This window comes from Streptomyces fungicidicus (assembly GCF_003665435.1).
In the GTDB taxonomy this organism is placed as follows: domain Bacteria; phylum Actinomycetota; class Actinomycetes; order Streptomycetales; family Streptomycetaceae; genus Streptomyces; species Streptomyces fungicidicus.
Map to the genome: position 1 here is coordinate 5,604,848 of NZ_CP023407.1, position 22,844 is coordinate 5,627,691.

General features: G+C 71.1%; 15 protein-coding genes. 7 read left to right on the forward strand and 8 right to left on the reverse strand.

All coding sequences use genetic code 11. From position 1 onward, the window contains the following. Nucleotides 1–191 precede the first annotated feature (191 nt). Nucleotides 192–4,064 (forward strand): bifunctional glycosyltransferase/CDP-glycerol:glycerophosphate glycerophosphotransferase, encoded by a 3,873-nt coding sequence (locus CNQ36_RS25570; protein WP_228313078.1) that lies wholly within the window; start codon nt 192–194, stop codon nt 4,062–4,064. A 145-nt stretch (nt 4,065–4,209) separates the two neighbouring features. Here CNQ36_RS25570 and CNQ36_RS25575 read toward each other — a convergent pair whose 3' ends face one another. Then, nucleotides 4,210–5,127 carry an endonuclease/exonuclease/phosphatase family protein gene (locus tag CNQ36_RS25575; RefSeq protein WP_163013366.1) on the reverse strand — a complete coding sequence of 306 codons (918 nt, stop codon included), beginning with the start codon at nt 5,125–5,127 and terminating at the stop codon, nt 4,210–4,212. Between the two features lie 129 nt (nt 5,128–5,256). On the opposite strand from CNQ36_RS25575, the gene CNQ36_RS25580 reads away from it, so the two are divergent. Beyond that, the gene (locus CNQ36_RS25580; RefSeq protein WP_121547687.1) at nt 5,257–6,705 is read left to right on the forward strand and encodes a hypothetical protein; all 1,449 of its coding nucleotides are present in this window, start codon (nt 5,257–5,259) and stop codon (nt 6,703–6,705) included. A 43-nt stretch (nt 6,706–6,748) separates the two neighbouring features. Beyond that, nucleotides 6,749–8,239 carry a hypothetical protein gene (locus CNQ36_RS25585; protein WP_121547688.1) on the forward strand — a complete coding sequence of 497 codons (1,491 nt, stop codon included), beginning with the start codon at nt 6,749–6,751 and terminating at the stop codon, nt 8,237–8,239. A 73-nt stretch (nt 8,240–8,312) separates the two neighbouring features. Here CNQ36_RS25585 and CNQ36_RS25590 read toward each other — a convergent pair whose 3' ends face one another. The 4 genes from CNQ36_RS25590 to CNQ36_RS25605 form a co-directional block, all read right to left on the reverse strand. Next, nucleotides 8,313–10,442, reverse strand: coding sequence for a 3-hydroxyacyl-CoA dehydrogenase NAD-binding domain-containing protein (locus tag CNQ36_RS25590; RefSeq protein ID WP_121547689.1), 2,130 nt, complete (start codon nt 10,440–10,442; stop codon nt 8,313–8,315). After that, nucleotides 10,439–11,656, reverse strand: a complete 1,218-nt coding sequence (locus CNQ36_RS25595) for a thiolase family protein (protein ID WP_004923684.1) — start codon at nt 11,654–11,656, stop codon at nt 10,439–10,441. Before CNQ36_RS25595 ends, CNQ36_RS25590 begins: the two co-directional genes overlap by 4 nt. 177 nt (nt 11,657–11,833) lie before the next feature. Then, the gene (locus CNQ36_RS25600) at nt 11,834–12,871 is read right to left on the reverse strand and encodes a LacI family DNA-binding transcriptional regulator (RefSeq protein WP_121547690.1); all 1,038 of its coding nucleotides are present in this window, start codon (nt 12,869–12,871) and stop codon (nt 11,834–11,836) included. Further along, on the reverse strand, nt 12,868–15,249 hold the full coding sequence (locus CNQ36_RS25605; RefSeq protein ID WP_121547691.1) for a glycoside hydrolase family 2 protein: 2,382 nt from the start codon (nt 15,247–15,249) through the stop codon (nt 12,868–12,870). The genes CNQ36_RS25600 and CNQ36_RS25605 overlap by 4 nt, the downstream gene beginning before the upstream one ends. 147 nt (nt 15,250–15,396) lie before the next feature. On the opposite strand from CNQ36_RS25605, the gene CNQ36_RS25610 reads away from it, so the two are divergent. Genes CNQ36_RS25610 through CNQ36_RS25620 form a run of 3 tightly spaced genes read left to right on the forward strand, consistent with a single transcriptional unit; the run spans nt 15,397 to nt 18,499 of the window. Next, on the forward strand, nt 15,397–16,719 hold the full coding sequence (locus tag CNQ36_RS25610; protein WP_121547692.1) for an ABC transporter substrate-binding protein: 1,323 nt from the start codon (nt 15,397–15,399) through the stop codon (nt 16,717–16,719). Further along, a complete protein-coding gene (locus tag CNQ36_RS25615; protein WP_121547693.1) occupies nt 16,719–17,672 on the forward strand; it encodes a carbohydrate ABC transporter permease in 954 nt (317 codons plus the stop codon). The genes CNQ36_RS25610 and CNQ36_RS25615 overlap by 1 nt, the downstream gene beginning before the upstream one ends. Further along, nucleotides 17,669–18,499: a carbohydrate ABC transporter permease gene (locus CNQ36_RS25620; RefSeq protein WP_121547694.1), complete on the forward strand. Its 831-nt coding sequence runs from the start codon at nt 17,669–17,671 to the stop codon at nt 18,497–18,499. Before CNQ36_RS25615 ends, CNQ36_RS25620 begins: the two co-directional genes overlap by 4 nt. On the opposite strand, the gene CNQ36_RS25625 is transcribed toward CNQ36_RS25620, so the two are convergent. From CNQ36_RS25625 to CNQ36_RS25635, 3 genes are all read right to left on the reverse strand, one after another. After that, nucleotides 18,477–19,769 (reverse strand): ribonuclease D, encoded by a 1,293-nt coding sequence (locus CNQ36_RS25625; protein ID WP_121547695.1) that lies wholly within the window; start codon nt 19,767–19,769, stop codon nt 18,477–18,479. The genes CNQ36_RS25620 and CNQ36_RS25625 overlap by 23 nt on opposite strands. 158 nt (nt 19,770–19,927) lie before the next feature. Further along, nucleotides 19,928–20,590, reverse strand: a complete 663-nt coding sequence (locus CNQ36_RS25630; protein WP_004923664.1) for a helix-turn-helix transcriptional regulator — start codon at nt 20,588–20,590, stop codon at nt 19,928–19,930. 269 nt (nt 20,591–20,859) lie between these two features. Then, complete coding sequence (locus CNQ36_RS25635) at nt 20,860–21,534, reverse strand: DUF3000 domain-containing protein (RefSeq protein WP_121547696.1); 675 nt, start codon at nt 21,532–21,534, stop codon at nt 20,860–20,862. 145 nt (nt 21,535–21,679) lie between these two features. On the opposite strand from CNQ36_RS25635, the gene hemE reads away from it, so the two are divergent. Further along, the gene (hemE, locus tag CNQ36_RS25640; protein WP_004923656.1) at nt 21,680–22,774 is read left to right on the forward strand and encodes a uroporphyrinogen decarboxylase; all 1,095 of its coding nucleotides are present in this window, start codon (nt 21,680–21,682) and stop codon (nt 22,772–22,774) included. Nucleotides 22,775–22,844 lie beyond the last annotated feature (70 nt).

A 22,844-nucleotide genomic window follows, 5' to 3' on the forward strand; every position in this document is an offset into this window, starting at 1 on the left:
CTTGACCACTCTTAAGGCTGGAATAAGATGTGTCGGGCCTGTGACCGTCGTGGAGGGGGGCTTTCACGAGGTCGGAGGTGCTGGTGGGGCGGAGCGGCCGGAAGCCGCGAAGCCTCACATAAGGGGTGGGCGTCCGGTGTGGACGATTTGGTGTCCCGGCGGGCGAAATGTCTTGGTAGGAGTACGAGTTGGTGGTTCAGCCGCGTCTGAGTATTGTCGTGCCCTTCCAGGACGTCGAGGTGTACCTCGCCGAGTGTCTGGAATCGATCGCGCGGCAGTCGTTCCGCGACTTCGAGGTCATCCTGGTCGACGACGGCTCCACCGACGGGTCCGTGCGGATCGCGGCGGACTTCTGCGCCGCCGACCGCCGTTTCCGGCTGGTCCGCCAGCACGCCCACGGACCGGGCCACGCGCGCAACACCGGACTGCGGAACACGCACCCCGCGGCGGAGTTCCTCGCCTTCGTGGACGGTGACGACGTCATCCCCGAGTACGCCTACGAACTCCTGGTGCGCACGCTCGAGGAGTCCGAGTCGGACTTCGTCTCGGGCAACGTGCAGATGATGAACTCCACCAAGAAGTGGCAGTCACCGCTGCACAAGGGCCCCATGCAGAAGAACCGGCGCGGGACGCACATCACGAAGTTCGACGCGCTGATCTACGACCGCACCGTCTGGAACAAACTCTTCCGGCGCTCCTTCTGGAACCAGAACTCCATCAGGTTCCCCGAAGGCGTGCTGTACGAGGACTCGTGGGTCAACATGTACGCCCACTTCCGCGCCGCCAAGGTCGACGTCATCACGGACGTCGTCTATTTCTGGCGCCGCCGGGACGGCGGAGCGGCGCCCTCCATCACCCAGCGCCACTCCGAACTGTCGAACCTCCGGGACCGGGTCGCGGCCGTGCAGTCGGTGAGCCGCTTCCTCGGCGACCGGCGCTCGCGTGAGTACGCGGACAGCAAGCGGAAGTACGATCTCGCCTGCCTGAAGTCCGACCTCCTGCTCCATCTGAAGGTGCTCCCGGACGCGGACGAGGAGTACCAGCACGCCTTCATGAAGTGGGCCAACGAGTTCCTCGACGAGACGGATCTCACCATCATCGACGAGCTGCCCGCGGACTCCCGCGTCAAGTGGCTCCTGGTGCGCGAGGAGCGGCTGGCCGAACTGCTCGAGGTCATCGAGTTCGAGCGCCGCGGCGGTCCCATGCCCGTGCAGCGGCGTTTCCGGCGCTACCTGAACTACCCGTACCTCGGGGACCGGGGGGTGGGCCTCGACAAGAAGGCCTACCGGCTGGACAAGGAGCTCTCGCTGCACGGCTCGCTGTCCGGAGCCCGCTGGAGCACCGGCTCCGACCTGCTCACCCTCACCGGAACGGCGTACGTCCGCTTCATCAACGTGCACAAGAAGCACATGTCGGTGAAGGCGATCGCCCTGCGGAACAAGAAGCAGGGGCGCATGCAGATCACGACGGCGAAGACCGTCTACGCGCCGCAGGCGACCGAGGACAGTAAGCAGAATCGTTACTGCTATGACTGGGCCGGCTTCGAGGCGCGCATCGACACCACCCGCCTCAAGCGCAAGGGCCAGTGGGTCGAGGGCACCTGGGACGTGGCCGCCGGTGTCCTCAGCCGGGGACTGTTCCGCTACCGGGGCATCGACCGGGGCGGCGCGGGCAGCGCCGCCAACCCGCCCTACCGCTACGTCGACAAGAACACCCGCATCCTCCCGGTCTTCCTCCAGGGCAAACTCAAGCTGCGCGTCGAGATCGTGCGCTGCCGGATCACCAAGCACCGTGTCGTCGGCGACCAGCTGGAGCTGCGCGGCGTCTACCTCGGCCCCAAGGTCCCGGAGTGGGGCAAGCTCCGCGTCACCAGCATGAGCGGCGCGGGACGCCACGACGCACGCGTCCACTTCACCCCGGGCGGTGAGGGCTGGTGCACCTTCTCCGCCAAGCTCCCCCTGAGCCGTCTGGTGCCCAAGTCCCGCGTCCAGGCGGGAACCGACGCGGACGTCCCGCAGTCCTGGGGCATGGGCAGCAACGGCTGGAAGACCACCTTCCACGTCGAGGGCCGCAAGTCGGCCATCTATCCCGTGATGGCGGAGGAGACCCCGGACGGGCACTACTCCATGCCGTCCTCCCTGCAGACCCCGGAGCGCGACCGGGAGATCGTCGTGCACCGCAACGGCTCCGGCTATCTCGTGCTCTTCGAACGAGCGACCCTGCCCCTGGCGACCCGGTGCGACTGGCAGGAGGACGGCTCGCTGTGGATCCAGGGCCGTTACCTGGCCGCGGACCAGCTGACCCCGGAGCAGTACCGCTCCGCCCACCTCGTGGTGCGCTCGCGCGCCCACGGCGCGGAACGCTCCGTACCGCTCACCTGGGACGGGCACGAGTTCCGCTGCGTCCTGGCCCCCGCCGCGATGCGGACCCTGGCCGGGGACATCCCGCTGGCGGCCGGACGGTGGGACTTCTTCCTGCGCCGCCAGGACCTGTCGGCCGTGGCCCGCGAGGACCGGCTCGAAGACCTCATGGTGAAGATCGAGCAGGATCTCATCGAGGCGTTCCCGCAGGAGTACGAGAGAAACGAACGCCGCTACGAGACGCAGGCCGAGGCCTACGACCGGCTGTCGCTGCTCGTCCACTCGGCGATGCCCGACCACGCCCGCGGCCCCTACCGGCAGAAGCTCCTGAGGACCAAGGCCTACCCCGACGCCCGGCGCCGGCCGGTGCGTGACGCCGTGCTGTTCGACGCCTTCAAGGGCACCCAGTACTCGGACAGCCCCCGCGCCCTGCACGAGGAACTCGTGCGCCGCCGCACCGGCCTGGAACACCTCTGGGTGGTGCGCGACGACCAGGTGCAGGTGCCGCCCACGGCGACGCCCGTCCGCATGTGGTCGCCGGAGTGGTACGAGGCCCTCGCCACCAGCCGCTACGTCGTCGCCAACAACCACCTCCCGGACTGGTTCAAGAAGCGGGACGGACAGGTCGTCGTGCAGACCTGGCACGGCACGCCGCTGAAGAAGATCGGCCACGACATCGAGTCCATCCACTTCGCCGACCAGCGCTATCTGGAACGCGTCGAGAAGGAGGTGCAGAACTGGGACATGCTGGTGTCGCCCAACAGCTTCTCCACCCCGATCCTCAAGCGCGCCTTCGGCTTCCCCGGCGAGATGGTGGAGAGCGGCTACCCGCGCAACGACATCCTGCGCCGGCCGGACACCGGGGCCCGGGAGCAGGAGATCCGCCGCAGCATCGGGCTGCCGGAGGGCAAGCGGGTGGTGCTGTACGCGCCGACCTGGCGCGACGACCAGTTCTACGCGCCCGGCAAGTACAAGCTGGACTTCCGGATCGACCTGGCCGCCGCGCGTGCGCAGCTCGGCCCCGACCACGTCCTCATGGTGCGCCGCCACCCCAACGTCGTGGACCCGGTGCCGGGCGCCGGCGACGGATTCGTCTTCGACGTGTCCGACTACCCGGACATGGCCGACCTCTCGCTGATCACCGACGTGATGATCACCGACTACTCCTCCCTGATGTTCGACTACGTGAACACCGGGCGGCCCATCCTGTTCTTCACCTACGACCTGGACCACTACCGGGACACCCTGCGCGGGTTCTACTTCGACTTCGAGGGCAGCGCGCCGGGCCCCCTCCTCTACACGTCCGAGGAACTGGTGGCGGCGATCCGTGACATCGACGCCATCCAGGACCTCTACGCCGAGCGGTACCGCTGGTTCCAGCGGGAGTTCTGCGACCTGGACGACGGTTACGCCGCGGCCCGGCTCGCCGACCGGATGCTGGTCGCGGGCGGCGACCTCGCCCCCGGGCAGGCGCACGCGCCGGCCGTCGGCGCGGTCGACACCCGGCACACCGGAAGGCCGATGACCCCCCTCCAGTGGGGGAACTCGGAGTGGTTCGCCGGCCCCCGCCCGCCGGCGGGTCTCGTCGACGCCGTGCCCGCCCAGCCCGCCCCGGCGTACGACGCCGTACCGCAGCACCAGGCGGGTCCGTTCGGCCATACCCCGCCCGCCGGCGACCGCAGCTACGAAGGCGTGATCGCGTGACGCCGCCGACCCCGCCCGGCGCGAGGTCCCCGGCGTGCCGCGCGGTGCCGGAAGGCCCCGGCCCCCGATGACCGCCGTGCCGTTCGCCACGCGGGCGCCGGCCGCCGCTGCCGGTCCGTCGTCCGGCGGCCGCCCGGGCGCGTCCTCAGCCGGTGCCGGTGTCCACCCGGATCAGCAGCGCGCGGTGGTCGGAGACCCCGGTGTCGCTCACCCGGCACCCGAGCACGGGCAGCCCGGTGAAGAGGTAGTCCAGCTTGTGGTGCGAGACGTGCGTCGGCCGGGCCGGCCGGAGGGGACCGGGCGTCCCGTCGCACTCCCGGTGCGTGCCGTAAGGCTGGTCGGGCCAGACCCGGGAGAGCGGGTTGCGCTCTCCCGGCGGATCCACGTTGAGGTCGCCGCCGTAGACGGTGCGCCGCTCGGGCACCGCGTCCACCAGGGCCTTCAGCTGTCCGGCGCGGAACTCGCGGTCCGGATGCGCCAGATCGCCGCCGCGCGGGGTCAGATGCGCGGTGCACACCGTGAGGTCGTGCGCCGCGACGAACGCGCAGAGTATTCCGCGCTGCACCCCGACCGCGGGCTGGGGCGCGGGCACCGCGCGCACGGACGACAGCGGATACGCCGACAGCAGGGCGTAGCCCGCGGAGCCCCGGCCGGGCGCCCCGCAGCGCACCGCGGTGCGGCGCCCGTCACGGCCGCGCCAGGTGTAGGCCCTGAACTCCGCGTGCCACGACGCCCCGAGGGAGGCGCGCACCGCCTCGACGTCCGCCGCGCAGGTCTCCTGCAGGAACAGCACCCGGGCCCCGGATTCCGCGGCGAGGCGTTCCGTCCGGCCGCGCTTGGCGTCCTCGCCGCCCGTGCCCTCGCAGTTCCATTCCCTGACCCCGCACATGTTCCAGGTCGCCACGGTCAGTGTCCGGTCCCCGGTGGCGGAGCGGTCCGCTCCATTGCCGCTCCGCTCGTGGGTCACCACGGCGGCGAGCCCCGCGAGGGCGGCGGCCGCCGTGACGGCGGCGAGCAGGCGCCGTCCGCGCGGGCGGGGCGACCGGGTTCGGTTCCTGAGCACCCGGCCATCATGACCGATCCGCCGCTGACCAGCCAAAACCACCCGGCGCCAGGCGCCTTCCGGCAGGTGTCCTCCCCCTGCCCGCGCACCCGCCCGTCGTCCAAGTACCTCTGAGAGTGGAGTCCGTACATGTCCAAGGCACCCTCGAACGGGCGGCAGCTGCTCAACGGCATCGAAGCCTCGGGAACGTTCCCGGTGGAGTACCGGTTCACCCACGCCAAGAGCGGCAACCGGCACCTCGTGGTGGTCTTCGCCAACTTCTCGGCACCCGAGGACTACGGCTGGTCGAACGGCGTCTTCGACAACGTCCGTGCCAACATCCTGTGGATCCGTGACCGGTTCGACGGGATGAACGCCTACTACCTGTGCCGGAACATGGACTTCGGTCTGGCGGACTCGGTGCAGACCCTGATCGCGAACGTCACCGGGGCGCTCGGGCTGACGCCGGACCAAGTCACGCTCTGGGGCGGCTCCAAGGGCGGCAGCGCCGCGCTGTACTTCGGCCTGCGGTACGGCTACCGGAACATCGTCGCCATCGTCCCGCAGTTCCTCATCGGCGACGCCCTGGAGAAGCGGCACCCGAAGGTCTCCGCGTACATGCTCGGCGAAGGGGCGCAGGCGCACAACGCGCGGATCCTGGACGCGCTCCTGCCCGACCTGGTGCGCGCCAAGGCCAACCCGGGCGCCAACATCTACGTGCTCTCCTCCCCGCAGGACGAGCATTACGCCGTGCAGGTCGAGCCGTTCCTCGGCATGTTCCACGGCTACGAGAACTTCAATTTCCTGTACAGCGAGTCGCCGACCATCACGGGGCACGCCACGGCGACCCGGCGGAACGTCCCGGCGCTGGTCGGCCTGCTCAACCTGCTCGCCGACGGCTACGCCCCCCGGCTGGGCTTCACCCGCCACGCCGCCGAGGACTTCGACCACGACCGGTCGGACATCAACGCCTACCTCGCCTCGACCTCCAAGGTCCAGGGCGCCGACGCGTTCGCGCCGCCGGTGGTGACCACCCCGGGCTTCAACAGCGAGGTCCCGCGCACCGGACCGTGGTTCACCGGGACGGCCCACGGAGCGGTGCGGGTGAGCATGTGGCGCAACGGCAAGTTCGTGGCGTCGCCCCAGGTCGCGGCCGACGGCACCTGGTCCTGGCAGCCGACCGGGCCGTGGGAGGCCGGGAAGCACATCGTCAAGATCTTCGCGGTGGACCCGGCGGGCTTCCACTCCGCCCGGGTCGAGATCCCCTTCACCGTGGTCGACCGGGATCCCGTCCCTGCCCCGCCGGTCGTCTCCGCACCGGTGTCCGGGCAGCAGACCGGAGCGGCGGTCGGGTTCCACGGCAGCGCGCCGGGAGCGTCACAGGTCGGCTTCCGGGAGAACGGCGTGCTCCTCGGCGCGGTGGCCGTCGCGCCCGACGGCACCTGGGGCTGGGACCCCGGCCGGCCCTGGCCCGAGGGGCAGCACCTGGTCGAGATCGTCGCGGTCGACGCGTACGGCATGGAGTCCGCGCCCGCCGCCGCCGGCTTCACCGTGCTCGGCCACGCGGTGCCCGCCGGACACTTCACGCCGCGGTACTGACCGACGGCCCAGGACGACGACACACCACGAGTGGGAAGCAGACATGCCGAAAGAAGCGCCGACAACACGCGAGCTGATCACCGGGATCGACACCTCCGGCGCGTATCCCGTCGAGTACCGGTTCACGCACGCCAAGGGGGGCAACCGGCACCTCGTCGTCGTGTTCGCCAACTTCGCGGTCAAGGACGACTACGGCTGGTCCAACGGCGTCCTCAACCCGGTGCGGGCCAACATCCTGTGGATCCGTGACCGGTTCCGCGACATGAACAGCTACTACCTGTGCGAGGGGATGGACTTCTCCCTGGAGCAGTCCGTGATCGGGCTCATCTCCAAGGTGATGAACGCCCTGGAACTCACCCCGGAGCAGGTCACGATGTGGGGCGGCTCGAAGGGCGGCAGCGCCGCGCTCTACTTCGGCATGCGCTACGGCTTCGGCAACATCGTCTCCATCGTGCCGCAGTTCCTCGTCGGCACCTATGTGAAGCGGGTGCACCCCAAGGTTGCCCGGTTCATGCTGGGCGAGGCGGTGCCGGAGGAGAACGTCCGCGCGGTCGACGCGCTCATCCCGGACCTGGCCCGTTCGGGCGTCGCCCGGCACTCCAACATCTATCTGCTCTCCTCGCCGCAGGACGAGCAGTACCAGGAGCAGGTCGAGCCTTTCCTCGGACTGTTCCAGGGGTACGACAACTTCAACTTCGTGTTCAGCGAGTCCCCCCACATCACCCGTCACTCGGACGTCACCCGGCGCAACGTCCCCTTCCTGATGGGCCTCGTGAACATGCTCGCCGACGGGATGTCCCCGCGGCTGGGCCTGGTGCGCAACGGGTACGAGGAGCCGGACCGCGACAGGTCCGCCATCGAGGGCTTCCTGGCGGCCACTTCGGCGGAGCGGCCCAGCGCCATCCCGATGCCCGTGGTGACGCATCCGCTTCCGCACATGGAACTGCCCACGGACGGCGTGTACTTCACAGGGACGGCCCCCGGCGCGGTGCGGGTGAGCCTGTGGGAGCACGGCAAGTTCCTGGGTTCGCCGTCGGTGGCGCCGGACGGCACCTGGTCCTGGAAGCGGGACAAGCCGTGGAGCAAGGGCGACCATCTGGTCAAGGCCGTCGGCTGGGACGCGGAGAAGCGCCGCACCAAGGGCACCGTGGTCCCGTTCACCACGGTCGCCGGCGCGAACGCCGCCGCGCCCGGGGCACCGGCCGCCGCGCCCCTGGCGCCCGGGCAGCCGCTGCCGGCGCCGACGGTCCACACGCCGGGGGCGTACGAGCAGATCACCGGCACGGCCGTGCGCTTCAGCGGCTTCGCCCCGGGCGCCGCCCAGGTGGGATTCAGGGCGGGGGGCACCCTCCTTGGCACGAGCCGGGTCGCGGCCGACGGAACGTGGGCCTGGGACTCCGGCTGGCCCTGGCAGGCGGGCATGCACACCGTGGAGGTGTTCGCCGTGGACGCCGCGGGATCCGAGTCGCCCGTGGCGCCGGTGCCCTTCGACGTCATGCACGCCACGGCGGGCGCCTCGCCGTTCGCCTACTGACCGGTCGCCACGCGCGGAAGGGCTCCTGGAGATCGCCGGCGATCTCCAGGAGCCCTTCCGCGGTCTACGGGGACTAGGCGGGCACGCTCGCCGTGCCCGGCTCCAGGAACCGCTTCCCGTTCACCCGCTCGGAGACGCCCTCGCGGTCCAGGTACGGCGTGATGCCGCCCAGGTGGAAGGGCCAGCCGGCGCCGGTGATCAGGCACAGGTCGATGTCCTGGGCCTCGGCGACGACGCCCTCGTCGAGCATGAGCCCGATCTCCTGGGCCACCGCGTCCAGGACGCGGGCGCGGACCTGCTCCTCGGTGAGGACGGTGTCGCCCTGCTTCAGGAGCGCGGCGACCTCCGGGTCCAGCTCGGGCTTGCCGCTGTCGTAGAGGTAGAAGCCACGCTTGCCGGCCTCGACGACCGCCCTGAGGTTCGGGGAGACCGTGAAGCGCTCCGGGAACGCCCTGTTGAGGGTCTCGGACACGTGCAGACCGATCGCGGGGCCGACCAGCTCCAGCAGCACCAGCGGGGACATCGGCAGGCCGAGCGGCTCGACGGCCTTCTCCGCGACCTCGACCGGGGTGCCCTCGTCGATGACGTTCTGGATCTCGCCCATGAAGCGGGTCAGGATGCGGTTCACGACGAACGCCGGGGCGTCCTTGACCAGGACCGCGGTCTTCTTCAGCTTCTTGGCGACACCGAACGCCGTGGCCAGCGCCGCGTCGTCGGTCCGCTCGCCGCGGACGATCTCCAGGAGCGGCAGGATCGCGACCGGGTTGAAGAAGTGGAAGCCGACGACCCGCTCGGGGTGCTTCAGCTTCGACGCCATCTCGGAGACGGAGAGCGAGGAGGTGTTGGTGGCGAGGATCGCGTGCGCCGGGGCGACCGCCTCGACCTCCGCGAACACCTGCTGCTTGACGCCCATCTCCTCGAAGACGGCCTCGATCACGAAGTCGGCGTCCGCGAAGCCCTCGGCCTTGTCCAGCACACCGGTGACCAGGGCCTTGAGGCGGTTGGCCTTGTCCTGGTTGATCCGGCCCTTGCCGAGCAGCTTGTCGATCTCGGCGTGGACGTAGCCCACACCCTTGTCGATGCGCGCCTGGTCGATGTCGGTCAGCACGACCGGCACCTCGAGGCGGCGCAGGAACAGCAGCGCGAGCTGGGAGGCCATCAGACCGGCGCCGACCACGCCCACCTTGGTGACCGGGCGGGCCAGCGACTTGTCCGGGGCGCCGGCCGGCCGCTTGCCGCGCTTCTGCACCAGGTTGAACGCGTAGATGCCGGAGCGCAGTTCACCGCCCATGATCAGGTCGGCGAGCGCCTGGTCCTCGGCGTCGTAGCCCTGCTGGAGGTCGCCGTTCTTGGCGGCGGCGATGATGTCCAGGGCGCGGTAGGCGGCCGGGGCGGCGCCGTGCACCTTGGAGTCGGCGATGAAGCGGCCCTTGGCGACGGCCTGGTCCCAGGCCTCGCCGCGGTCGATCACCGGGCGCTCGATCCGGATCTCGTCCTTGAGGACGGCCGCGGTCCAGATCAGCGACTGCTCCAGGAAGTCCGCGCCCTCGAAGATCGCGTCCGCGATGCCGAGTTCGAAGACCTGCGCGCCCTTGAGCTGCTTGTTCTGGTTGAGGCTGTTCTCGATGATGACCGAGACGGCCTTCTCGGCGCCGATCAGGTTCGGCAGCAGCGTGCAGCCGCCCCAGCCGGGGACGAGACCGAGGAAGACCTCGGGGAGCGAGAACGCCGGGAGGGCGGCCGACACCGTGCGGTAGGTGCAGTGCAGACCGACCTCGACGCCACCGCCCATCGCCGCGCCGTTGTAGTACGCGAAGGTCGGCACGGCCAGCGTCGACAGCCGCTTGAAGACGTCGTGGCCGCCCTTGCCGATGGCCAGCGCGTCCTCGTGCCGCTTCAGCAGCTCGACGCCCTTGAGGTCGGCGCCGACGGCGAAGATGAACGGCTTGCCGGTGACGCCGACGCCGACGATCTCGCCGTCCGCGGCCTCCTTCTCGACCCGGTCGATCGCGGCGTCGATGTTCGCCAGCGACTGCGGGCCGAGCGTGGTCGGCTTGGTGTGGTCGTGGCCGTTGTCCAGGGTGATGAGCGCGAAGCGCCCGGCGCCCAGGGGGAGGTCGAAGTGGCGCACGTGCGCGCTGGTGACGACCTCGCCGGGGAACAGCTCGGCCGCACCCTTCAGAAGCTCTGCGGTGGTGCTCACTTGTCCCCCTCGAAGTGCGGGTTCTCCCAGATGACCGTCGCGCCCATGCCGAAGCCGACGCACATGGTGGTGAGGCCGTAACGGACCTGCGGCTGCTCCTCGAACTGGCGGGCCAGCTGCGTCATCAGACGGACGCCGGAGGAGGCCAGCGGGTGGCCGAACGCGATGGCGCCGCCGTACTGGTTGACGCGCGCGTCGTCGTCGGCGATGCCGTAGTGCTCCAGGAAGGCCAGCACCTGGACGGCGAAGGCCTCGTTGATCTCGAACAGACCGATGTCGGAGATGGACAGCCCCGCCTGGGCGAGGGCCTTCTCCGTGGCCGGGATCGGGCCGTAGCCCATGACCTCGGGCTCCACGCCGGCGAAGGAGTAGGAGACCAGGCGCATCTTGACCGGGAGGCCGTTCTCGCGGGCGAAGTCCTCGCTCGCGATGACCGAGGCGGTGGCGCCGTCGTTCAGACCGGCCGCGTTGCCGGCGGTGACCCGGCCGTGGACGCGGAAGGGGGTCTTCAGGCCGGCCAGGTTCTCCAGGGTGGTGCCCGGGCGCATCGGCTCGTCGGCGGTGACCAGGCCCCAGCCGGTCTCACCGGCCTCCTCGTTGGTGCGGCGCACCGAGACCGGGACCAGGTCGGCCTGGATCTTGCCGTTGGCGTAGGCCTTGGCGGCCTTCTCCTGGGAGCGCACGGCGTACTCGTCGGCGCGCTGCTTGGTGATCGAGGGGTAGCGGTCGTGCAGGTTCTCCGCGGTCATGCCCATGAACAGGGCGGACTCGTCGACCAGCTTCTCGGAGACGAAGCGCGGGTTGGGGTCGACGCCCTCGCCCATCGGGTGGCGGCCCATGTGCTCGACGCCGCCCGCGATGGCGACGTCGTACGCGCCGAAGGCGACGGAGCCGGCGACCGTGGTGACGGCGGTCAGGGCGCCGGCGCACATGCGGTCGATGGAGTAGCCCGGGACCGAGGTGGGCAGGCCCGCGAGGATGCCGGCCGTGCGGCCGATGGTCAGGCCCTGGTCGCCGATCTGCGTGGTCGCGGCGACGGCGACCTCGTCGATCTTCTTCGGGTCGAGACCGGGGTTGCGGCGCAGCAGCTCCCGGATCGCCTTCACGACCAGGTCGTCGGCGCGGGTCTCGTGGTAGATGCCCTTCGGGCCCGCCTTGCCGAACGGGGTACGGACGCCGTCGACGAAGACGACGTCCCTGACGGTACGAGGCACGATGGCTCTCCTCCAGGGTGCGGGACGCTGAGCGCTTGCTTACGCCATGCTACTTATGAGTAACGTGACTGCCCAGTCCCGGCCCCCCGAGCGGCGAACATCACACGTACGGCGGCGCCCGCCAAACGCCGGAGGGGCTGGAATCAGCCCCTCCGGCGTTTGAGGAGCGGGAACCCCTCACGGTGGAGCCGTGGAGCCTCGCGGGGTCAGGACCGGGGTCGGTACCGGGTGCGACCCCGGCTGCTCCTCCCCGGTGATGACGCCGAACAGCGTGCGCGCCACCTCCGCCCCGAACCCGTGCACATCGTGACTCATCGCGGACAGCGTCGGATGCGTCAGCCGGCACAGCTGCGAGTCGTCCCACGCCAGCAGCGACACGTCGTCCGGCACCCGCAGCCCCATCTCCGCCGCCACCGACAGCCCCGCCACCGCCATGATGTCGTTGTCGTACACGATCGCCGTGGGCCGTTCCCCCGGCGCGGCCGCCAGCAGCGAACGCGTCGCCCGCGCCCCCGCGTCCCCCGAGAAGTCCGTGGCCGTCTGCCACGCCCGCGCGGGCGGCTCCAGCGCCCGGACCGCCTCGTCGAACGCCGCCGTGCGGATCGAGGTGTGCCCGAGCGCCGCCGCGCCGCCCACCCGGGCGATCCGCCGGTGCCCGAGCGCCGCCAGATACCGCACGGCCTCCGTCACGGCCGTGGCGTCGTCCGTCCACACGGAGGTGAGCCCGCCCGTCAGCGCCGGGTGCCCGACGGCCACCGCCGGCAGCCCGAGCCGCTCCGCCACCGCCGGACGGGGGTCGCCGGCCCGGAAGTCCACCAGGATCGAGCCGCCGATCTGCCGCCCGCGCCACCACGACTCCATCAGCCCGACCTCCTCCTCCGGGCTGCGCACCAGCCGCAGCAGCAGCGAGCAGGACCGCTCCACCAGGACGCTCTCCACCCCGGAGATGAACTCCATGTAGAACGGCTCCAGGCCGAGCAGCCGGGCGGGCCGGCAGACCGCGAGACCCACCACGTCCACCCGCGACCCGGCCAGCGTGCGCGCGGTTCGGCTCGGCGCCCACCCCAGCTCCCGCGCCGCCCGGAAGATGCGGTCCCGGGTCGCCTCCGACAGCCCGGGCTTCCGGTTGAAGGCGAGGGACACGGCGCCCTTGGACACGCCGGCGCGCGCGGCGACGTCCCTGATGGTGACGCGAGGGGTCGGCGTTGCCGTCATCGAGTGGGCTCCACGCAGTACAGGGCGGAACGGGCGGTGTCCGGGTCCGGAGTCTTCCACCCCCGCACCCCGATGGTCACCTGTTCCCCGGGGAGCAGGGTCACCAGCCCCCGGTCGGCCCGCGCCCCGGGGTCCAGCCGGTCGGCCTGGAGCAGCAGGTCCCGTACGAGGGTGCGGGCCGTGACCGTGATCCCGTCCGGCGCGAGGGCGACCTCGAACTCCGGCGGGGGGTAGGGGATCTCCCGGTCCGGCGCCGGGAAGTGCCACGCCCGCACCCCGTCCGCGTCGGCGACCAGGAACTCCCCGGGGCCGTCCGGCAGCAGTTCGACCGGGACCTCGACCACGGCCACCGTCCGCCCCCCGGCGTCCAGCGCCGGGGCCGCCTCCGCGATCGGGGCGCCGTCGACGGACATCCGGCGCAGCCGCAGCGTTCCCCGCCAGTCCTCCGCGGACTGGTTGACCGCCGCCACCACCAGACCGTCACCGTCCGCGCGCACGGTCAGCAGCCGGTCCGCGTACAGCCGGCGCAGCTCGTGGTAGAGCGGCTTCTCCCGCCCGTCCCCGTCGATCGCGGCCCACGACGTCACCGGCCAGCAGTCGTTGAGCTGCCAGACCACCGTGCCCGCGCACACCGGCCAGTGCGAGCGCCAGTGCTCGACACCGGCCGCCACCGCACGCGCCTGGTTGACCTGCGTCAGATAGTGCCAGCGGTCGAAGTCGCCCTCCGGCACGGCGAAGTGGCGGGCGAGGCCGCGCTCCAGCTTGCCGTTGCCGTCCTCCGCCTTCTGGTGGTGCAGCATGCCGGGGGAGTCCGGCGCGGGGTCCTCCCCGGGCAGCGCCCGCCGCAGCGTGGCGTGCGCGGGAGGCGCCTGCCAGCCGAACTCGGCCACGAAGCGCGGGACGTCGCGCCGGTAGTCGGCGTAGTCGGCGCGGTTCCACACCTCCCAGGAGTGGTGGGTGCCGTGCGCCGGATCGTTGGGGTGGTGCCGCCAGGAACCGGACCAGGGACTGCCCGCCGTGTACGGCCGCGTCGGGTCCAGCTCCGCGACCACCCGCGGCAGGACGCCGAGGTAGTAGCCCTCGCCCCAGGAGTCCCCGGCGAGCCCCTGCTCCCAGTCCCAGTCCCGGAACCCCCACAGGTTCTCGTTGTTGCCGTTCCACAGCACCAGGGAGGGGTGCGGCATCAGCCGTACGACGTTCTCCCGGGCCTCCGCCTCCACCTCCCCGCGCAGCGGCTGCTCCTCGGGGTAGGCGGCGCACGCGAACGGGAAGTCCTGCCAGACCAGCAGCCCCAACTCGTCGCAGGCGTCGTAGAAGTCCTCGTCCTCGTAGATCCCGCCGCCCCAGACCCGGACCAGGTCCACCCCCGCGCCGGCCGCCTGCTCCAGCCGGTGCCGGTAGCGCTCCCGGGTGATCCGGGACGGGAACACGTCGTCCGGGATCCAGTTGACGCCCCGCGCGAACAGCCGCTCACCGTTGACGACCAGGGTGAACCCGGTGCCGTGCGCGTCGGCCGAGGTGTCCAGCTCAACCGTCCGGAACCCGGTCCTGCGCCGCCAGGCGTCCAGCGCCTCGTCACCGTGGGACAACGTCAGCTCGACGTCGTACAGCGGCTGTTCGCCGTATCCGCGCGGCCACCACAGGCGGACGTCCGGCACCCGGAGCCGCACGGTCCCGGCCGTCCCATCGACCCGCGCCCGGGCGCGCACGCCCCCGGCGCTCGCCTCCAGGGTGAGCGGTGCCTCGACCCGGGAGCGCTCCACGTCGACCGCCAGCTCGATCTGCCCCACCCCGTCCTCGACGGTGACCAGCGGGCGCACCCGGGCGATCCGCGCCGTCGACCAGCGCTCCAGCCGCACCGGCCGCCAGATCCCGGCCGTCACCAGCGTCGGCCCCCAGTCCCAGCCGAACGAGCAGGCCATCTTCCGCAGGTACTGGTACGGCTCGGCGTACGCTCCGGGGCGCTCGCCCAGCCTGCCGCGCACCGCCTCCGCCTCGGCGTACGCGGAGGCGAACCGCACCGTGAGCCGGCCGCTCAGTCCCGTCACGTCGAAGCGGTACGAGCGGTGCATGTTCCGCGTCCGGCCCAGTGGCCGGCCGTCGAGCAGGATCTCGGCGACGGTGTCGAGACCGTCGAAGACGAGGTCCGTCTGCTCGTGCGGGCCCGTCCCGGCGGTCAGCTCCGTCTCGTACGTCCACTCCCGCCGGCCCACCCAGGCCACCTCGGTCTCGTTGCGGCCGAGGAACGGATCGGGGATCAGCCCGGCCGCCAGCAGATCGGTGTGCACACACCCCGGCACCGAGGCGGGGAGGGCGTCCCCCGTGCCGTCCGGGTGTCGCAGGATCCATCCCTCGGTGAGCGGTGTGACCTGACGCATGCACACTCCCTAAACCGGTTGAGCCTTCTCTGAAGAGTGGTCTGGCATCGTTGGCGCGATTGCGACTTTACCGGTTCAGTTCAGGGCTGCCAGAGTGCCGAATCAGCCATCCCACTCGTGCTCGTCCGTCCCGTGAACGGAGCCGTGATGCATCTGAACCGCCGTACGACACTCACCGGATCGCTCGCCCTGCTCGCCCTCCTGGCCTCCGCCTGCACGGGCACGGGGGGTTCCTCGAAGGGCGCGGACGCCAAGGCTCCCGACGACCCGTCAAAGGTCAAGGGGTCCCTCACGGTCCTCACCCACCGGACCGATCTGGTGCAGGACGGGACGATGAAGAAGTACGCCGCCGAGTTCAACGAGACCTATCCCGGGGTGAAGGTGGAGTTCGACGGCCTCACCGACTACGAGGGCGAGGTCAAGATCCGTATGAACACGGAGAACTACGGCGACGTCCTCATGATCCCGGCGGTCGTCGAGAAGAAGGACTACCCGAAGTTCTTCGCCTCCCTGGGCACCAAGGCCGAACGCGCCGCCAAGTACCGGTTCACCGACTACTCCACCGTCGACGGCAAGGTCTACGGGCAGAGCCCCGTCGGCGTCGTCCCCGGGTTCATCTACAACAAGCGGGTGTGGAGCGAGGCCGGCGTCACCGACTGGCCCACCACCCCCGCCGAGTTCCTGGACGACCTGAAGGCGATCCGGTCGAAGACCGACGCGGTGCCGTACTACACCAACTTCAAGGACATGTGGCCGCTGACCCAGTGGACCAACGTCAACGGCTCCGTCGGCTGCGACCCGCACGCCACCACGAAGCTCGCCGAGGGCGACCCGTGGGCCGAGGGGGCCGACCTGCGCGTGGGCGACACCCTGCTCCACGACATCGTGCGCGGCGGACTCGCCGAGAAGGACCCGACCACCACCAACTGGGAGGGCTCCAAGCCCAAGCTGGCCAAGGGCGAGATCGCCACCATGTGGCTGGGCTCCTGGGCCGTCGTGCAGATGCGGGACGCGGCGAAGCAGGCCGGCGCCGACCCCGCCGACATCGGCTTCATGCCCTTCCCCGCACAGCGGGACGGCACGTTCTGCGCGGTGACCTCCCCGGACTACCAGCAGGCGGTCAACGTCAACTCCGACAACAAGGAGGCCGCCCGCGCCTGGATCGACTGGTTCACCGACAAGTCCGGCTACGCCGAGGCCAACCTCGCCCTATCCCCCCTGAAGGACGCCCCGCTGCCCGCCGTCCTCGAGCCCTACGAGAAGGCCGGCGTGAAGCTCCTGGACCTCGAGGACAGCAAGGGCGCCGAGGTGAAGTCCCTCGACAACCGCTCCGAGGTCGGCATCTACAAGCCCGACTACCGCCAGGAACTCGTCGACCTCGCCCGCGGCGCCCGCAAGGGCGGCCTGGACGACTACCTCGGCGGCCTCGGCGAGCGCTGGGCCGAGGCGCGCAGCGCGCTGGGGGCCTGATGACGGACACCACCCGCAAGGCGGCGCGGCCGGTTCCCCCGGCCGCGCCCGCCGGGCCGGGCCGCGCGGCGCCGGCCCCGCGCCGCACCCGGCTGTCGCGCCGCCTCACCCCGTGGCTGTTCCTGGCCGCACCGCTGGCCCTGCTCCTGACCTTCACCTACGCGCCGATCGCCAACATGGTCGCGTACAGCTTCACCGACTGGGACGGCGTGAGCCCGGAGCTGAACTGGACGGGCACCGGGAACTACACCGAACTCCTCACCCGCTCCGAGCTGTTCGAGGTCTTCTTCGTCAGCGGCTACTACCTCGTCGCCTCCGCGGTGCAGATCGTGCTCGCCCTCTACTTCGCCACGGTCCTCAGCTTCGACGTCCGCTTCCGGAACTTCTTCAAGGGCGTGCTGTTCTTCCCGTACCTCATCAACGGGGTGGCCATCGGCTTCGTCTTCCTCTACTTCTTCCAGGACGGCGGCACCCTCGACTCCGTACTGGGCCTGCTCGGCGTCGAGACCGACCACGCCTGGCTGGGCACGCCGTTCTCCGCGAACACCTCGCTGGCCGGCGTCTCCGTCTGGCGCTACCTCGGACTGAACTTCGTCCTCTTCCTCGGCGCGATCCAGTCCATCCCGGGCGAGCTGTACGAGGCGGCCGAGATCGACGGCGCGAACCGCTGGCAGCAGTTCCGGCACATCATCGCGCCCGGCATCAGACCCGTGCTGAGCCTGAGCGTGATCCTCTCGGTCTCCGGCTCGCTGTCGGTCTTCGAGATCCCGTACATCATGACCGGCGGCGCCACCGGCACGGAGACCTTCGTGATCCAGACCGTGAAGCTGGCGTTCCAGTTCAACAAGACGGGACTCGCCTCGGCCGCCGCCGTCGTCCTGCTGCTGATCGTCCTGGCGGTCACCTGGGTGCAGCGGCGCATCGTCCCCGACGAGAAGGTGGACCTCGTATGACCCGCCGTACCGCGGCACGCGCCCTGGTCCTGACGTCCCTGATCCTGGCGACGCTGGTGGTGCTGCTGCCGCTCGCCGTGGTCTTCCTGACCTCGCTGAAGTCCTCCGAGGAGATGGCGAACGGCAGCGGAGCGCTGACGCCGCCCGACGACCCGCTGAACTTCGGCAACTACGTGACGGCGTTCCGGGACGGCCAGATGCTGTCCGCGTTCGGGAACACGGCCGTCATCCTGGTCGTGGCCGTCGGCGGAACGATCCTGATCGGCTCGATGACGGCGTACGCGATCGACCGCTTCCGGTTCCGCTTCAAGAAGCTGGTCGTGGCGCTGTTCCTGCTGGCCGCGCTGGTCCCCGGGGTGACCACCCAGGTGGCGACCTTCCAGATCGTCAACAGCTTCGGCATGTTCGACAGCCTGTGGGCGCCGATCGCCCTCTACATGGGCACGGACATCGTCTCGATCTACGTCTTCCTGCAGTTCATCCGCTCCATCCCCGTCTCCCTGGACGAGGCGGCGCGCCTGGACGGCGCCAACGCGTTCACCGTCTACCGCAAGGTGATCTTCCCGCTGCTCAAGCCGGCGATCGCGACGGTGGTGATCGTAAAGGGGATCAACGTCTACAACGACTTCTACATCCCCTTCCTCTACATGCCCTCCGAGGACCTGGGGGTCATCTCGACGTCCCTGTTCCGCTTCAAGGGCCCCTTCGGCGCGCACTGGGAGACGATCTCGGCGGGCGCGGTCCTGGTCATCCTGCCCACCTTGATCGTCTTCCTGTTCCTCCAGCGCTTCATCTACAACGGGTTCATGCGGGGGGCGACGAAGTAGCCAGCGCGGCCACCAGCACGGGAGTGACCTGGTCGACCTGCCACGCGCGTGCCCCGTGCGCCGTCAGCGCCGCGGCGACGGACCGCTCGTCGGGCCCCGGCGGCTCCCAGCAGACCCTGCGCACCGTGTCCGGGGTGATCAGGTTCTCCGGCGGCATGTTCAGCCGCTCGGCGAGTTCGGCGACCCCCGCGCGGGCCGCCGACAGCCGGGCCGCGGCAACGGGGTCCTTGTCCGCCCAGGCGCGCGGCGGCGGAGGGCCGGTCACCGGCTGGCCGGGCTGCGGCAGCTGGGCCTCGCTCAGCGCCTTCGCGCGGTCGACGGCCGCCTGCCACTGCTCCAGCTGGCGCCGCCCCACCCGCTGCCCGAACCCGTTGAGCGCGGCCATGGCGTGCAGGTTGGCGGGCAGCGCGAGCGCGGCCTCCACGATCGCCGCGTCGGAAAGCACCTTGCCGGGGGAGACGTCACGGCGCCGGGCGATCCGGTCGCGGGTCTCCCACAGCTCCCGCACCACCGCCATCTGGCGGCGCCGGCGCACCTTGTGCATGCCGGAGGTGCGGCGCCAGGGGTCCTTGCGGGGCTCCGGCGGCGGGGCCGAGGCGATCGCGTCGAACTCCTGCCGGGCCCAGTCCAGCTTGCCCTGGCGGTCCAGCTCCTTCTCCAGGGCGTCCCGCAGATCGACCAGCAGTTCGACGTCGAGGGCGGCGTACCGCAGCCAGGGCTCGGGCAGCGGACGGGTGGACCAGTCGACGGCGGAGTGGCCCTTCTCCAGGACGAAGCCGAGCACGTTCTCGACCATCGCGCCGAGCCCGACGCGGGGGAACCCGGCAAGGCGGCCGGCCAGCTCGGTGTCGAAGAGGCGGGAGGGCACCATGCCTATCTCGCGCAGACAGGGCAGGTCCTGGGTGGCGGCGTGCAGCACCCACTCGACGCCGGACAGCGCCTCGCCGAGGGCGGACAGGTCGGGGCAGGCCACGGGGTCGATCAGCGCGGTACCCGCACCCTCGCGGCGCAGCTGGACGAGGTAGGCGCGCTGGCCGTAGCGGTACCCGGAGGCGCGCTCGGCGTCCACGGCGACGGGTCCGCTGCCGGCCGCGAAGGCGGCGACCGCCTCGGCGAGGGCGGCCTCGTCCGCTATCACGGGCGGAATGCCCTCGCGGGGTTCCAGCAAGGGGGTCGGCGCCTCCGTAACAGAAGATCCGCCGTCGTCCGGAGGAGCGCCTCCGGTGGTGCGCAGTGAACTGTCTGCTGCGGTGTCGTGGGCGTCGGTCACCTGTCAAGGGTATCCGTGCCGCGAAGGCGCCCGTCGACGGTTGTGCTCCGTGACGGGCGCCGGTGGGTCGTATTCCGGTCAGAAGAGTGAAAGAACGTGTTCGCTTGGCCGTGGGCGGGCGGATCGGGGACGGGCGGATCGGGGGCGGGACGGAAGGGTCAGTGGATGATGCCGGTGCGCAGGGCCACGGCCACCATGCCGGCGCGGTCGCCCGTGCCGAGCTTGCGGGCGATCCGGGCCAGGTGGCTCTTGACGGTCAGTGCGGACAGGCCCATCGAGACGCCGATCGCCTTGTTCGACTGGCCTTCCGCCACCAGCCGCAGCACCTCCACCTCGCGGCCGGACAGCTCGCGGTAGCCGCCCGGGTGGCTCGGGGCACCCGGGGGGCGGCGGTGCAGGCGCGCGGCGGCGGCGCCGATGGGAGCGGCACCCGGCCGGGTGGGGAGCCCGAGGTTGGTGCGGGTGCCGGTGACGACGTAGCCCTTGACTCCGCCCGCGAGGGCGTTGCGCACGGCGCCGATGTCGTCCGCCGCGGAGAGGGCGAGGCCGTTGGGCCAGCCCGCGGCGCGGGTCTCGGAGAGGAGGGTGAGGCCGGAACCATCCGGCAGATGGACTTCGGCGACGCAGATGTCGCGGGGGTTGCCGATGCGGGGACGAGCCTCCGCGACGGACGAGGCCTCGATGACGTCGCGTACGCCGAGCGCCCACAGGTGGCGGGTGACGGTCGAACGGACGCGGGGGTCGGCCACGACCACCATGGCGGTCGGCTTGTTCGGGCGGTAGGCGACCAGGCTTGCGGGCTGCTCGAGGAGAACGGACACCAGGCCTCCTGGGGTGCGGGACGGGCCGGCTCGTGGGGGTGAAGGCGGGACGAACCGTGCTTTCAAGGTCACAGTCGTCTTCGGCAGCAAACCTGGTGTCCTTTAACGAATGATCACGAAGTGATGAGTAACAATCCGGGCAATTCGGACGCACGATCGATCATTCGAAGATCGAACGGTTTCGGTCTGCGTCGCAACGCTTCCGAAAGTGGCCGTATCGACAAAGAGAGATGCAGGAGGCCGGTCGTCGGGACCCCGCAGCGGGAGGCTCAGCGCGACTGCGGCCCCCTCCGCTGCGGCAGCGTCACCACGGACGCGTCCCCCGGAGCGGCCGGCGGCAGCCCCGCGACCTGCGCCAGCAGATCGGACCACGCGACCAGATGGGCGGCCGTGTCCGGAACCCCGCCCAGACCCTCACGCGGCGTCCACGAGGCACGGATCTCGATCTGGGAGGCGGCGGGCCGCGCGGACAGCCCGCCGAAGTAGTGCGAACTCGCCCGCGTCACCGTGCCGCTCGGCTCGCCGTACGACAGGCCGCGCGCCGCCAGCGCGCCGGTCAGCCAGGACCAGCACACGTCCGGCAGCAGCGGATCCGCCGCCATCTCCGGCTCCAGCTCGGCGCGCACCAGCGTCACCAGACGGAAGGTCCCCCGCCAGGCGTCGTGTCCGGCCGGGTCGCACAGCAGCACCAGCCGGCCGTCGGCCAGATCCTCCTCGCCGTCGACGACCGCCGCCTCCAGCGCGTGCGCGTACGGGGCGAGCCGTTTCGGCGCGGGCACCGTCTCCACCTCGATCTGCGGCCGCAGCCGGGCGCTCTGCAGCGCCTCGACAGCGGCCCGGAAGGGCGGCGGAGGCGCACCTCCGTGCCCGGGATCCCCCCCGCCCTCCTTCGGTTCGTCCATTCCGCCAGCGCCGTCCGACAGTCGTCCCTGAGCCGCAGCCATGCCGGGAAGATTAAGCGGAACGGGCCCCCGGCGCAGGGAGGGACACCCGCGCCGCCCGGCGCTGTCCGGATCCTGCACCGCGGCCCCGCCCGCCGGACGCCCCTGGGGTCCGGGGCGGCGGACGGGTCGTGCGAGACTGGCCGGTGTGAGTGCCAACACGAGCCCGAAGGGCCAGACGCCTACCGCGACCCCCGACCCCGTCAAGAACGACGCCGTCCGGGAATCAGCCTTCCTCAAGGCGTGCCGGCGCGAGCCGGTGCCGCACACGCCGGTGTGGTTCATGCGGCAGGCCGGGCGCTCACTGCCGGAGTACCGCAAGGTGCGCGAGGGCATCGGGATGCTCGACTCCTGCATGCGGCCCGAGCTGGTCACCGAGATCACCCTCCAGCCGGTGCGCCGCCACCACGTCGACGCGGCGATCTACTTCAGCGACATCGTCGTCCCGCTCAAGGCCATCGGCATCGACCTCGACATCAAGCCCGGCATCGGCCCGGTCGTCGAGCAGCCGGTGCGCACCCGCGCCGACCTCGCCCGGCTGCGCGACCTGACCCCGGAGGACGTCTCCTACGTCACCGAGGCCATCGGCATGCTGACCCGTGAGCTCGGGTCCACCCCGCTGATCGGTTTCGCGGGCGCCCCGTTCACCCTTGCGAGTTACCTCGTCGAGGGCGGCCCGTCCCGTACGTACGAGAACGCCAAGGCGATGATGTACGGCGACCCCGAGCTCTGGGCCGACCTGCTCGACCGCCTCGCCGACATCACGGCGGCCTTCCTCGACGTCCAGATCCGGGCCGGCGCCTCGGCCGTGCAGCTCTTCGACTCCTGGGCCGGCGCGCTCGCCCCCTCCGACTACCGGCGTTCGGTGCTGCCCGCCTCGGCGAAGGTGTTCCGCGCGGTGGCCGGCCACGGCGTCCCGCGCATCCACTTCGGCGTCGGCACCGGCGAGCTGCTGGGGCTCATGGGCGAGGCCGGCGCGGACATCGTCGGCGTCGACTGGCGCGTCCCGATGGACGAGGCCGCCCGCCGCGTCGGCCCCGGCAAGGCGCTCCAGGGCAACCTGGACCCGACCGTGCTGTTCGCCGGCCGGGAGGCCGTCGAGACGAAGGCGCGCGAGGTCCTGGACACCGCCGCGGGCCTGGAGGGCCACATCTTCAACCTCGGTCACGGAGTGATGCCCTCCACCGACCCGGACGCCCTCACCCGTCTCGTGGAGTACGTCCACACGCAGACGGCGCGCTGACCCACCGCTCACGCGCCGGACGCGAGTCGGAATCCGGGGGCGGGGTACTGGGCACGGGTGCCCACCACGT